Genomic DNA, 12,934 nt, shown 5'->3' with positions numbered 1-12,934 from the left:
ATAACATACATGGCGGCTCACCGCCACAACCTAAGAGATGGAAGTCTTTTTAAAATGGCCATATTGGGAGATTATGGCTCTTCAGACATTGTTTATATATCAATAAATTCAAGTAATTAACAATTTAAAAAAATCGGAAAAATCCAAGTTTTTAAATTGTTATTTGTAACTGACTGCTTTTATTACAACCGTATTTTAAATGCGTTTGCCATGGCAGTCAGGGAATTTTTGTGGAAAAAAAATTTAAAAATATGATATGGTATGAAAACATTGAGTTGTCATTCTTGATTTCAGGATTAACTGGTGTGTACTATTTTAAACTTTCTGGATAGATGACATCAAAGGTTTACAGCCAATCGGTTGTAACCCTTTTTTATTTTTAACAGCTACTGACTTGACTGCAGCTTGGATTCAATTTTAACCAGCAAAGAGGGGATTATGGCTTTAACTCAGAAACAGCTTCAAAAGAAAAGAAACAAAAAAGCGACAAAGAAAAAATTAAACAAAAGCAAGAAAAATATTCCTGCCCCCAATAGAAGTGTTTTGGGTGATCTTCCTGTTCATCTGGCCTCCAGTGCACCTATTCATGAATGCTGGTTTTCAGACAAGTTTATTAAAGAGGATAATATAGATAAATTAGGGACTGTTATGATTTCACGTAAGGCTCCGCATGGGGAATTCATAATTGGAAATTTTTTGCTGGATAATTGTTTTCATGGGGTGAAAAATGCTTTCATCAGAGTTGTAACCAGAGAAGAATATAAATATGTTTTGAATGGTATAAAAAATAATGAAAACTTGATTTCAGCAACGCCCTCTTGTGCAAGAAAACTCGTTGAATCTTCAATAAAATATGCTGCTAATCTTGGCATTTCCCCTCATAAAGACTATCATGATGCAAAATTGATCTTTGGAGATATTGACCCTGATCAATGCACCGAAGAATTTATCTTCGGGTTTAAGGGAAAACCTTTTTATATGCCTGGCCATTTTGACACTGATGCCGATCAGGCCAGAGTAGTGAGACAGATGTACAAAAAAAAAGCTGGAAAAACAGAAATAAGAAACAAAGGATATTATTATGAATAATGCAAGCAAGATAAATACCTCCAGATCACAGGAGCTTTTTGCAGAGGCCGGCAGGCTTATACCAGGAGGGGTAAACTCCCCTGTAAGAGCGTGTGGTTCTGTTGGCGGAGAACCTCTTTTTATTGAAAAAGCAGACAAAAGCCTTATATACGACGTTGACGGTAACTGCTATATTGACTATGTGGGTTCATGGGGACCCATGATTCTGGGACATCGTCACCCTGAAGTGATTAAAGCACTTGAAAAGGTTCTTAAGACCGGTACAAGTTTTGGTGCTCCCACTTCTCTTGAAACAGAGCTTGCAAGCCTTGTTGTGGATATGGTTCCATCAGTGGAGAAGGTCAGGATGGTAAATTCAGGCACAGAAGCCACCATGAGTGCCCTGCGTCTTGCCAGAGGTTTTACAGGGCGGGATATTATAATAAAATTTGATGGGTGCTATCATGGCCATGCAGACACTCTTCTTGTGGCAGCAGGCTCAGGGGTTGCAACCCTTGGTATCCCGGGAAGTCCTGGTGTGCCTGATGCTGTAATAAAAAATACCCTTTCCATTGGTTATAACAATATAGATGCCTTTACCGATGTTATGGAGAAAATGGGGGATAAGGTTGCAGCGGTCATAGTTGAGCCTGTTGCGGGCAACATGGGTATGGTTGCACCTCTAAACGGTTTTCACGAGGCACTTCGGGAGCTTACCGCAAAATATGGGGCATTGCTTATTTTTGATGAGGTTATGACAGGATTCAGGGTTGATAAAGGTTCTGCCCAGGGGCTTTTGGGTATAATGCCGGATATCTCCTGTTTTGGAAAGATCATAGGTGGTGGCCTGCCGGTTGGAGCATATGGCGGAAGAGCGGATATAATGGATAAAATTGCACCTGTGGGGCCGGTTTATCAAGCAGGAACTCTTTCCGGCAATCCCCTTGCAATGGCTGCCGGTGTTGCAACTCTCAAAGAGATATCAAAACCGGGATTTTATGAGGCATTAGATGCCAAGACAGAGAAGCTTGTCACAGGACTTAAAAAGGCTGCTTCTGATGCTGGTATTGATTTCTGTGCAGGACATATCGGCTCAATGGCAGGCTTCTTTTTTACAGGCGGTCCTGTTAACAGCTTTGATGATGCTAAAAAGAGTGATCTTGATCGTTTTGCCAGATTTTACAGGGGAATGCTTACAAAAGGAGTCTATCTTGCACCTTCACAGTTTGAGGCTCTGTTTGTATCTGCCGCCCATACAGATGAGGATATTGATAAAACTGTTTCAGCAGCTTCAGAAACCATGAAGGGCCTTGTCTGATGTCAATGAAAAATCCATTATCTGATCTCTCCTTTAATGATATTGAACCTTCCTGCAACAGGATTCCTTCAAGTGTACGGAAATTCACATGATTGCAGCCTGTGGTACCGGCATGGGTGCTCTTGCATGCATGCTTAAGGAGTTGGGCTTTGAGGTTACAGGCTCTGATCAGAATGTTTATCCTCCCATGAGTGATTTTTTAAGGGAAAAGGGAATCGGCCTTTTTAAAGGCTATGATGCTGCCAATCTCGGTCATAAACCTGATCTTGTGATTATTGGCAATGCCGTATCAAGGGGCAATGTGGAGGCTGAGGCTGTAATTGAAAGGGGCATGCCTTTCTGTTCCATGCCCCAGGCATTGAATCATTTTGTGGCAAAGGGTAAAAAGCAGATTGTGGTTACAGGAACCCACGGTAAGACCACCACATCTTCCCTTGTTGCACATATCCTTTTTCACGCCGGCCTTGATCCATCTTTTATGATAGGGGGGATTGTCAAGGGATTTGACAGCAACTACAGAATTGGCAAAGGTTCTTTTATGGTGATTGAGGGAGATGAGTATGATACAGCCTTTTTTGACAAAGGCCCTAAGTTCATGCACTATACTCCGGATACAGCGGTAATTACAGGTATTGAGTTTGACCATGCTGATATTTTCAGTGATATTGATCAGATAAAGGGCTTTTTCAGAGAATTTGTTGATAAAATTCCCGAATCTTCCCTTGTAATGGCATGCGCTGAAAACAAGATTCTTCCGGAAATTCTGGAGGGTGCAGGATGTGATATCCAATATTACGGTTTTGCTGAAAACAAAATGAACACAATGAGTTGTAACTGGTCATGCCGTAATTTGGCACCATCTGCAAACGGAGCGGTTTTTAATCTAATCACACCGGAACAAAGGGAGCTTGTTGTAAAAACTCCAATGATGGGAAGCCATAATGCCATGAATATCATGGCTGCCTTTGGTGCTGCAAGACGGGCAGGAGTGCCGGATGATATCATACTTGATGCCCTTGCACACTTCAGGGGAATCAGAAGAAGGCAGGACATAAGAGGTGTCAGGAACAACATTACGGTAATGGATGACTTTGCCCACCATCCCACTGCTGTCAGAGAGACCATTGCAGCGGTTAAGCCTTTTGTAAAAGAGGGAAGAGTTGTTGCAGTGTTTGAACCCAGAACCAACTCCAGTATGCGGGATATTTTCCAGAATGACTATCCTGCATCATTTCTCGGTGCTGACATGGTATGTGTCCGAAAGCCCTCCATGCTGTCAAAAATTCCTGAAAACCAGAGGCTTTCCACGGAAAAACTTGTTGCAGATATTGCAGAGATGGGCATTGATGCCCACTACTTTGAAGATACTGACTCAATTATTGAATTTTTGCTCATATCTGCAAAACCAGGGGATCTTATCCTTGTCATGTCAAATGGCGGATTTGACATGATCCATGAAAAGCTTCTGGAACGGCTTTGATTTATGAAAAAAAACTGTTTTTAAGGGTGATTCTTATTGGTATGATGCATTCATTTCTTTATCTATGGTTGATTCCCTTTGTGATTTATCCAAGATTTGGCCATAATGGCATCTTGATGTCTGTCATAGTGGCTGTGCTGATTTCAGTTGCTGTAATGGCAAGTCTGCTTTTAAGGGAAAAGAACCACGTTAAAGATGGGGCAAAGAATTCTCCACCCATAAAAAATTAGCTTTAAGGAGTTATATAGATGGAAAAAGAGCTGGATGAAGATGACCTCCTGAATGATGGTGATGATGATCTGGATGACCAGAAAGAATCTGATGAAGATGATGATCTGGAAGATGACGATTATTATGATGAAGATGAAGATGATCTGGATGACCCTGACACTGTTGCCTTTGAAGCAATGGGAAAGAAGGAGGATTCAGGGGCAGGGGAAGAGCATATCCCCATGGAAAAGATTGAGTGGGATGAGGCATTAAGTGTTGATATCCCTGAAATAGATGATCTTCAGAAAAAGATGTTTTCACTTTTAAATGATCTTGTAGATTGCAGGGAAAATGGGTGCTGTGCAAAGGATGCCTCAGCAATGGTGGCAAGGCTTATTGATGAGAGTCGTTACTATTTTGGGAAAGAGGAGGAATTTCTCCGTCGTTGCGGATATCCGGAGTGTGACACTCATTCAAAAGAGCATCGTCAGTTTATAAAAAGTGTTATTAATATTCGCCGTCAGGTTGCAGAAGACAGAAAAAATCTTTCATATGATGTAATAAAAAGCTTGAGAGAGTGGGTTGTAGCTCATATTGTCAAGCATGATTTGATGTATGTTCCTTTTGTAAGAATTAACCGTTATATTGATGAGTCGCGACAGAAAAGGTAATAACTGCCGAGGCTTTTATATAATATAACGGCAATGGTAGCTCCATCTGCCACAACGAGTATTGAAATGTAGAGGCGGTTTCCATATGCCCCCCAATGGGAGCAGAAATGGATTCTGCCCCTACAGTTGCAAAACGTTAGAACCAAACCCTGATTATCTATAAATATTCCAGATAATTAAATTGATAATAGAAAAATCTAACTCTCTGTTATCTGAATTAATTTTTTGACCAAAGAATAAAAGTTTTTTCTGGAAAGCTATATATTACAGGGTCTCCGGTCTTACCACAGGATTTTCCTTGAGATACTCAAGTCTGTTCAATCCATTTACATATGCCCTTGCACTGGCTGTTATAATATCAGGATCAGAACCCTTGCCAAGGGCAACAATTCCATCCTCGCTCAACCTTACAGTTACCTCACCCTGGGCATCTGTCCCCTCTGTCAGGGCGCTTATGGAGAAACGAAGCAAACGTGCCTTTGTGTCTGTTAGCCTTGCAATGGTGTTAAATACAGCATCAATGGGACCATTTGCTTCTGTTGCGCCTTTTACAAGCCGGTTGTTTATTTTCAGGTGAACGCTTGCAGTGGGAAAGACATGGGTTCCGCTTGCCACATGAATATATTCCAGCTTAAATATCTCGGAGCTTCTGAGAACACCTTCGTTGATAAGAGCTTCAATATCCTCATCAAGGATACTCTTTTTGCGGTCAGCAAGATGTTTGAATTTTTCAAACACAAGATTGAGCTCTTCATCGGAAAGATTGTATCCCATGCTGGAGATATGTGAGTATAGTGCATGGCGACCGGAGTGTTTTCCCAAAACCAAGTTGTTTTTACTCAGTCCAATAGTTTCAGGCTTCATAATCTCGTAGGTCATGGGATTTTTCAGGACACCATCCTGATGGATACCTGCTTCATGGGCAAAGGCATTGGCTCCTACAATTGCTCTGTTGGGTTGAACCAAAATACCTGTGATCATGCTGACGAGGCGGCTTGTGGGATATATTCTGGTGGTGTCAATTGAGGTGGTTTCCGGAAAAAAGTTGGGCCTTGTATTAAGGGACATTACCACCTCTTCAAGGGATGTGTTTCCGGCGCGCTCGCCAATTCCGTTGATGGTAACTTCTGCCTGACGGGCACCGGCTTTTATTGCTGCAAGGGTGTTGGCTGTGGCAAGTCCGAGATCATTGTGGCAGTGGACACTTAAAACAGCCTTGTCCATTCCCGGGGTATTTTCCATTACATAGCGGACAAGTTCAGAAAACTCCTGGGGTACAGCATAGCCAACTGTATCCGGCAGGTTGAGAGTTGTAGCTCCTGCCTCAATTGCAGCACCAAATATTTTGCACAGAAAATCCCTGTCGCTTCGGGAGCCGTCTTCTGCGGAAAATTCCACATTGTCTGTAAATGATTTTGCATATCTTACAGCTTTTACGGCATTTTCCACAACCTCTTCACGGGACATTTTAAGTTTGTACTGCATATGAATATCTGACGTGGCAATAAATGTGTGAATACGTGGAAAAGCCGCATTTTTAACAGCTTCCCATGCCTTTGTGATATCATTTTCCGATGCTCGGCACAGGGCTGCCACCTGGGTACGTTTAAGTTGTTTTGATACAGCTTCAACTGCTTTGAAATCCCCTTCCGAGGCTGCCGGAAATCCTGCCTCAATAACATCTACTCCCAAGGTTTCAAGCTGGGTGGCAATACGCAATTTTTCAGCCTGGTTCATGCTTGCCCCTGGTGACTGTTCTCCATCTCTCAGGGTGGTATCAAAAATAATGATTTTATTACTATCTGATTTCATAATTTCCTCTATGTAAAAAGTATAGTGCATTGTCAAAGCTAAAAATTAGGGTTCGGTTAATTGTAGAGACAAGGAATGCCCTGTCTCTACGTTGCAGATAACCCTAAAATTATGTGTTGACAGTGCAATAGGTGATATTTCACGCATCAATTTCTTCTTTTTTCATTGACAGTTTATACTGAAAACTGTCTGCAAGTGCCTGCCAGCTTGCTTCGATAATATCTTCTGATACTCCAATTGTGTTGAAAATATTGTTTCTGTCCCTTGATGATATGATTACCCTGACCTTTGCATCTGTGCCGTCGCTTCCTTCAAGCACACGAACCTTGTAATCAACAAGATGCATCTCGTCAAGATCGGGAAAGATGTTGGTAAGTGCCTTTCTGAGGGCATTATCAAGGGCACTTACAGGGCCATCACCTTCGGCAGCAGTAATTTCAATGGTATCCCCAACCCTTATTTTGATCATGGCATAGGCAGAGCATGGTCTCTCCTTGTCTTTTTCAACAAGTACTCTGAATGATTCAAGGTCAAAATGAGGTTTGTACTGCTCGGTTAATTTCTCCATTATGATTTTAAGAGAGCCTTCGGCAACATCAAACTGATAGCCATCCTCCTCAAGCTCCTTTATGCTGGCTACAATGCTTTTGCCGTTTTTTCCATCAAGGCCAAGGTTGATGCCCATTTCTCTGGCTTTGTATTCAATGTTGCTTTTTCCTGACTGTTCGGAGACAAGCACCCTTCTGCCATTGCCAACAAGGGAAGGATCCATATGTTCATAGGCTTTAGCCTCCTTTACAACAGCACTGACATGTATGCCTCCCTTGTGGGCAAATGCACTGTGCCCAACAAAAGGACGGCTGTTAAGGGGGATCATGTTGGCTGTTTCACTTACAAATCTTGAAAGTTTTCTCAGTTTTTTGAGATTTTCAGAGGTTACGCAGTCATAACCGAGTTTGAGTTTAACAATGGGGATAATGGATGTAAGATCAGCGTTTCCGCACCGTTCTCCATAACCGTTTATGGTGCCTTGAACCATGACAGCACCTGTTCTGATTGCTGATATGCTGTTGGCAACTGCCATGCCGCAATCGTTGTGGGCGTGGATACCAAAATTTATCACAGAGCTTGTCTTGTTAAACTTTTCCATTGTCTCTAAGGTAATTCGTTCAACATCGTGGGGCAGGGTGCCTCCATTTGTATCACACAGGACAAGGGTTGTGCATCCTCCTTCAACAGCCGCTTTCAGGGTATCAACAGCATATGCCTGATTATTTAAATAGCCGTCAAAGTAGTGTTCTGCATCATAGAAAACCTCAAGCCCCTGGGAAAGTAGCCATGCTACACTCTCCTTTATCATGGCAATATTTTCGTCAAGGGGTATATCCATGATATTAACGTGGAGATCCCATGATTTGCCGAAAATTGTTGCCACAGGCGCTCCGCATGCCACAAGTGCCTTGAGATTTTTGTCGTTTTTTGCCTTAATAAAAGGACGTCGTGTTGAGCCAAAGGCTGCCATTTTTGCCTGTTTGAACTTTGCAGCTTTTGCAAGTTCAAAAAAATGCATGGCATTGGGGTTTGAGCCGGGCCACCCTCCTTCAATATAATGTATGCCCATGTCGTCAAGGCGCATGGCAACTTTGATCTTGTCTTCCGGTGAAAAACAGATATTTTCACCCTGCATCCCATCCCTTAGGGTGGTGTCGTATAAAATTATTTTTTTCATTATTTCAACTTTTTTCTTTCCCTTGCAAGCGCAATGGAGCCGGTTCTTGATGTTTCTATTATCCCCATTGGCCTCAGAAGATCCACAAAGGCTTCAAGTTTCCCCTCATCTCCTGACATTTCAATGGTATAGTGCTCAGGCCCCACATCAACTACCCTGCACCTGAAAATATCAACAATTCTCAGTATTTCTGCTCTCAGATCAGGTTTGGCATTGACCTTTATGAGAATAAGTTCTCGCTGGACATATTTTTTGTCTGTAAGATCGTTTACTGTAATGACATTGATGAGCTTGTGTAGCTGCTTTTTGATCTGTTCCATTATATGTTCATCACCCGATGTCACCATGGTGATTCGTGATACTGCTGAATTTTCTGCGGTCTGGGCAACACTCAGACTTTCAATGTTGTAGCCTCTGCCGCTGAAAAGTCCGGCAATTCTTGATAGAACTCCGGGTTCATTGTCCACAAGAATGGATAGTATATGTTTCTCATTGTTCATTGGAAAACCTCTTGTAAAATGGGCATCCTTCATATCCCTACAAAATTACTTTACACTTTTTTGGGGAATAGATTGAAAAACTTGGGGAATACGCTGAAAAACGGAGTTTGAATTCCGAAAGAGTAAAGTAGCCATGATGCATGCCGTAAAATGAATATTTTTAAACAAGGATCATTTCAGATATGGCACCACCTGCCGGAACCATGGGATAGACACACTCTTCCCGTTCCACCATGAACTCCATGATAACGGTACCATCTGTTGCAAGTCCTTTTTTGAGTACCGATTCCACCTCATCAACCCTGTCCGTTCTGAGGCCGGTGGCACCATATGCTTCTGCAAGTTTTACAAAATCAGGACTTTGTTCCATATTTGTTGAAGCATATCGTTTCTCATAAAAAAGTTCCTGCCACTGTCTGACCATTCCAAGGTAGCGGTTGTTAAGGATAACAATCTTGACAGGAAGTTTTGCTTCAATGGATGTCATAAGTTCCTGACTGTTCATCTGGATGCTTCCATCACCTGCAATACACACCACAAGCTTGTCAGGACATGCAGCCTTTGCTCCGATTGCGGCGGGCAGGCCAAAGCCCATGACTCCAAGTCCTCCTGACGTGATAAAGTGGTTTGGGTGGTCAAAGTGGTAATACTGGGCTGTCCACATCTGGTTCTGTCCAACTTCTGTGGTGATAATGGTTTTTTTCTGGTCAGTCAATCTGTGCAGGGCATCCACGACAAACTGTGGTTTTATGATATCAGGACCCTGCTCAAACTTCTGTGGGGATGTGGCTTTCCATTGAGCAATCTGGTCAATCCATGCCTTTCTCTCTTCAGGCTTTCCTTTTATTGCATTTTTGTCTTCTTTCTCAAGCATACTGTTAAGCAGGCCAAGGGTTTTTTTGCAGTCTCCAACAATGGGGCAGGTGGCTTCAACATTTTTGTGGATGGATGTTGGATCAATGTCAATCTGTACGATTTTTGCCCCTGAAGCAAATTTATCTGTTCTGCCGGTTACCCTGTCATCAAAGCGTACCCCTGCTGATATAAGAAGATCGCAGTGGCTTATGGACATGTTTGCTCTGTATGTACCGTGCATTCCTGGCATTCCAAGCCAAAGAGGATCAGAACCCGGAAATGTTCCAAGACCCATAAGAGATGCAGTAACAGGGGTATTGGTCATTTTTGCAAGGGCTGTCAGCTCTTCTGATGCCTTTGAGAGTACAACCCCTCCGCCTGAAAATATCACTGGCCTTTTTGCCTGCTTGATGAGTTTTACGACCTTGCTCAACTGTTTTTTATTGGGGTCGTAGGTGGGTTTGTAGGATTTCATATCAATATCACCAGGATCTTCAAACTCCACAAATGCTCCCATGATATCTTTTGGCAGATCCACAAGAACCGGCCCCGGTCGGCCTGTCTGGGCAATATAAAAAGCCTCTTTTATTGTGCGGGCAAGTTTTCCAGGATCTTTGACAAGATAGTTATGCTTGGTGCAGGGCCTTGTGATGCCAACAATATCAACTTCCTGAAAGGCATCGTTTCCAATAAGGGCTGTTGGTACCTGTCCTGTGAAAATAACAACAGGAATGGAGTCCATGAAAGCTGATGCAATTCCTGTGACTGTGTTGGTTGCACCAGGGCCGGAAGTGACAAGGGCAACACCTACTTTACCCTTTGCCCTGGCATAGGCATCTGCTGCATGGACAGCACCCTGCTCGTGACGAACAAGAATGTGTTTAAGTTCCTGTGTCTTTTCAAGGGCATCATAGATGTCGATTACCGCTCCGCCCGGATAGCCGAAAATGGTATCTACGCCCTGTTCTTTTATCATTTTTATCAGGATTTCAGCACCCTTGAGCTTCATGTCATACTCCTTAAAATAGTGGTGTTGGTTCTTGTTTTTCAGGCAAATACAGCTCCGTTACCGGCAGATGTCACCTGTCTTGCATAGCGTTCAAGGTAACCTGTTTTGATTTTAGGTTCAGGTCGTCTCCAGGCTGCAAGTCTTTTTTGGATCTCATCTTCAGGCACAAGCAGCTCAATTGTCTTTGCTGGTATATCAATTTTGATCTGATCGTTTTCTTCCACAGCAGCAAGAGTGCTGCCCTGCATAGCTTCCGGTGAAATATGGCCTATGGATGCCCCTTTTGTGCCACCTGAAAAACGGCCATCTGTTATAAGTGCCACATCTCCATCAAGACCCATGCCGGCAATTGCTGATGTGGGAGTCAGCATTTCCCTCATTCCAGGGCCGCCTGCAGGACCTTCATAACGAATGACAATGACATCACCTTTATTTATGGCAGAAGCCATGATCGCCTCTGTTGCAGCCTCTTCAGAGTCAAATACCCTTGCAGGCCCCTGGTGCCGGAGCGTCTCTTTTTTTACGGCAGACTGCTTTACCACACACCCTTCAGGGGCAAGATTGCCGAAAAGTACAGCAAGTCCGCCCTCCTTGTGGTATGGGTTGCTAATAGGGCGTATTACATTGTGATCTTTTACCGAAATATTTCCATCTGAAAGGTTCTGAGTAACAGTTTTACCTGTTGCTGTGATGCAATCACCATTAATCATACCCTCATCCATAAGGGTTTTGAGTACTGCCTGGATACCTCCTGCATGGTAGAGATCCAGAATATGGTCACTGCCTCCGGGGCTTAATGAGCACAGGTGTGGAATTTTGGCACTCATTTCATTGATCTTTTCAAGGGGGATATTCAATCCTGCCTCATGGGCAATGGCTTTAAGGTGCAAAACTGTATTGGTTGAACACCCAAGAGCCATGTCAACTGCAAGGGAGTTTTCAAATGCCTTTTCTGTCATTATCTCTCTTGGTGTAATGTTTTGATCTAAAAGTTCCATTATAGCCATACCGGCATTCTTTGCAAGGCGGATTCTTTCGGACATGGGTCCAGGAATTGTGCCGTTTCCGGGAAGTCCCATACCAATTGCTTCGGTGAGGCAGTTCATGGAGTTTGCTGTGAACATTCCTGCGCAGGAGCCACAGGTTGGGCAGGCTGCATCTTCTATTGCGCTCATCTGTTCTTCATCCATTTTACCGGTTTTGACAGCTCCCACAGCTTCAAAAACCGATATAAGGTCAATTTTTCTGCTTCTGTCAGATGGGTGTACTCCGGGAAGCATGGGGCCTCCGCTTATGCAGATGGCTGGAATGTTTAGGCGGGCAGCAGCCATTAGCATTCCGGGCACGATCTTGTCACAGTTTGGAACCATTACAATGGCATCAAAGGGATGAGCCATGGCAGAAACCTCTATTGAGTCGGCAATCAGTTCCCGGCTGGCAAGGGAGTAGTGCATACCTGCATGGTTCATGGCAATTCCGTCACATACCCCTATTGTGGAAAACTCCATTGGAGTTCCGCCTGCCATACGGATGCCAGCTTTTACTGCTGTGACAATTTGATTCAGGTGCATGTGGCCGGGAATCAGTTCGTTTGCGGAATTTGCAATGCCCACAAGCGGACGTTTGATCTCTTCATCAGTAAATCCAACAGCCTTCATAAGGCTTCTGTGGGGTGCCCTTGCAATTCCTTTTTTAGCTATGTCGCTTCTCATGTTTCCTCTCATGATTGGAAAGTGTGTAATTAGTTTCCTGGTCGGGAAATTATCTCATCAAAATTATCTCATCAAAATTATCTGAAAAATAAAAAAAGCCGTTATCAGCTTTTTGGGCTGATAACGGCTTTTTATGATTCTTTTTAAGAGTATGCTCTTATGCCAATGTCAGCCCTTTCTTCCGAGGGTGATAATAATCACCTCCACAAGGATGAGAGAGAGAAGCACATTGAGAATAAGAGTAAAGTTTTTCATTTTTTAATATTTTATCAAGCTTTCAGTCTTATTGATTGTATATATTGCCGGGACTTCAGAATAAAAATAGTATTCAATGGAGAAACAAAGTATAAGAACAGGAATAGTATGTCAAGAAAAAAATGGCAAAATGATAGCATGTTTCATATTATCCCAAAGAAAGTCGTTTTAGAAACAGGCTTTTACCGAGACTTGCATATAAAATCTTGAATTTACATTTATAAATCCTGAAAGCCTCCGGATGTCAATGGCCATTAACACCGGAATGCAAAAGGTCTTTAAGGTATGGGCTTCCAAAGGGTAAGGTTATCCCGC

The 12,934-nt window shown here is 42.9% G+C and carries 10 protein-coding genes; 5 read left to right on the top strand and 5 right to left on the bottom strand.

The window, feature by feature from the left end:
- The first annotated feature begins 438 nt into the window (after nucleotides 1-438).
- The 5 genes from MTBBW1_RS24535 to MTBBW1_RS24515 all read left to right on the top strand — a co-directional run bounded on the left by MTBBW1_RS24535 (nucleotide 439) and on the right by MTBBW1_RS24515 (nucleotide 4,747).
- The gene (locus MTBBW1_RS24535) at nucleotides 439-1,089 is read left to right on the top strand and encodes a hypothetical protein (RefSeq protein ID WP_080808765.1); all 651 of its coding nucleotides are present in this window, start codon (nucleotides 439-441) and stop codon (nucleotides 1,087-1,089) included.
- Nucleotides 1,090-1,099: 10 nt separating this feature from the next.
- Nucleotides 1,100-2,386: a glutamate-1-semialdehyde 2,1-aminomutase gene (gene hemL / locus MTBBW1_RS24530; protein ID WP_080808843.1), complete on the top strand. Its 1,287-nt coding sequence runs from the start codon at nucleotides 1,100-1,102 to the stop codon at nucleotides 2,384-2,386.
- Nucleotides 2,387-2,474: 88 nt separating this feature from the next.
- Nucleotides 2,475-3,866, top strand: a complete 1,392-nt coding sequence (mpl, locus tag MTBBW1_RS24525) for a UDP-N-acetylmuramate:L-alanyl-gamma-D-glutamyl-meso-diaminopimelate ligase (RefSeq protein ID WP_080808762.1) — start codon at nucleotides 2,475-2,477, stop codon at nucleotides 3,864-3,866.
- A 41-nt stretch (nucleotides 3,867-3,907) separates the two neighbouring features.
- Entirely contained in the window at nucleotides 3,908-4,096 is a 189-nt protein-coding gene (locus MTBBW1_RS24520) for a hypothetical protein (protein WP_080808840.1), read from the top strand.
- Nucleotides 4,097-4,114: 18 nt separating this feature from the next.
- Nucleotides 4,115-4,747: a bacteriohemerythrin gene (locus tag MTBBW1_RS24515; RefSeq protein ID WP_245809551.1), complete on the top strand. Its 633-nt coding sequence runs from the start codon at nucleotides 4,115-4,117 to the stop codon at nucleotides 4,745-4,747.
- 264 nt (nucleotides 4,748-5,011) lie between these two features.
- On the opposite strand, the gene MTBBW1_RS24510 is transcribed toward MTBBW1_RS24515, so the two are convergent.
- From MTBBW1_RS24510 to ilvD, 5 genes are all read right to left on the bottom strand, one after another.
- Nucleotides 5,012-6,559 carry a 2-isopropylmalate synthase gene (locus MTBBW1_RS24510; protein WP_080808760.1) on the bottom strand — a complete coding sequence of 516 codons (1,548 nt, stop codon included), beginning with the start codon at nucleotides 6,557-6,559 and terminating at the stop codon, nucleotides 5,012-5,014.
- 139 nt (nucleotides 6,560-6,698) lie between these two features.
- Nucleotides 6,699-8,288 (bottom strand): citramalate synthase, encoded by a 1,590-nt coding sequence (gene cimA / locus MTBBW1_RS24505; RefSeq protein WP_080808757.1) that lies wholly within the window; start codon nucleotides 8,286-8,288, stop codon nucleotides 6,699-6,701.
- Nucleotides 8,288-8,788 (bottom strand): acetolactate synthase small subunit, encoded by a 501-nt coding sequence (ilvN, locus tag MTBBW1_RS24500; protein ID WP_080808833.1) that lies wholly within the window; start codon nucleotides 8,786-8,788, stop codon nucleotides 8,288-8,290. The genes cimA and ilvN overlap by 1 nt, the downstream gene beginning before the upstream one ends.
- A 160-nt stretch (nucleotides 8,789-8,948) precedes the next feature.
- Nucleotides 8,949-10,652: a biosynthetic-type acetolactate synthase large subunit gene (ilvB, locus tag MTBBW1_RS24495; RefSeq protein ID WP_080808754.1), complete on the bottom strand. Its 1,704-nt coding sequence runs from the start codon at nucleotides 10,650-10,652 to the stop codon at nucleotides 8,949-8,951.
- A 38-nt stretch (nucleotides 10,653-10,690) separates the two neighbouring features.
- Nucleotides 10,691-12,364, bottom strand: coding sequence for a dihydroxy-acid dehydratase (gene ilvD, locus MTBBW1_RS24490; protein ID WP_080808830.1), 1,674 nt, complete (start codon nucleotides 12,362-12,364; stop codon nucleotides 10,691-10,693).
- Between the last annotated feature and the right edge of the window lie 570 nt (nucleotides 12,365-12,934).

This window comes from Desulfamplus magnetovallimortis, from assembly GCF_900170035.1.
GTDB lineage: Bacteria > Desulfobacterota > Desulfobacteria > Desulfobacterales > Desulfobacteraceae > Desulfamplus > Desulfamplus magnetovallimortis.
The sequence above is the reverse complement of the archived record's forward strand: the minus strand, read 5'-3'. Positions and strand labels throughout refer to the sequence as shown.

Coding starts and splice junctions, on each gene's coding strand:
- MTBBW1_RS24510 (WP_080808760.1), bottom strand. CDS start 6,559: ATGAAATCAGATAGTAATAAAATCATTATTTTTGATACCACCCTGAGA.
- ilvN (WP_080808833.1), bottom strand. CDS start 8,788: ATGAACAATGAGAAACATATACTATCCATTCTTGTGGACAATGAACCC.
- MTBBW1_RS24515 (WP_245809551.1), top strand. CDS start 4,115: ATGGAAAAAGAGCTGGATGAAGATGACCTCCTGAATGATGGTGATGAT.
- cimA (WP_080808757.1), bottom strand. CDS start 8,288: ATGAAAAAAATAATTTTATACGACACCACCCTAAGGGATGGGATGCAG.
- ilvD (WP_080808830.1), bottom strand. CDS start 12,364: ATGAGAAGCGACATAGCTAAAAAAGGAATTGCAAGGGCACCCCACAGA.
- mpl (WP_080808762.1), top strand. CDS start 2,475: ATGATTGCAGCCTGTGGTACCGGCATGGGTGCTCTTGCATGCATGCTT.
- MTBBW1_RS24520 (WP_080808840.1), top strand. CDS start 3,908: ATGATGCATTCATTTCTTTATCTATGGTTGATTCCCTTTGTGATTTAT.
- MTBBW1_RS24535 (WP_080808765.1), top strand. CDS start 439: ATGGCTTTAACTCAGAAACAGCTTCAAAAGAAAAGAAACAAAAAAGCG.
- ilvB (WP_080808754.1), bottom strand. CDS start 10,652: ATGAAGCTCAAGGGTGCTGAAATCCTGATAAAAATGATAAAAGAACAG.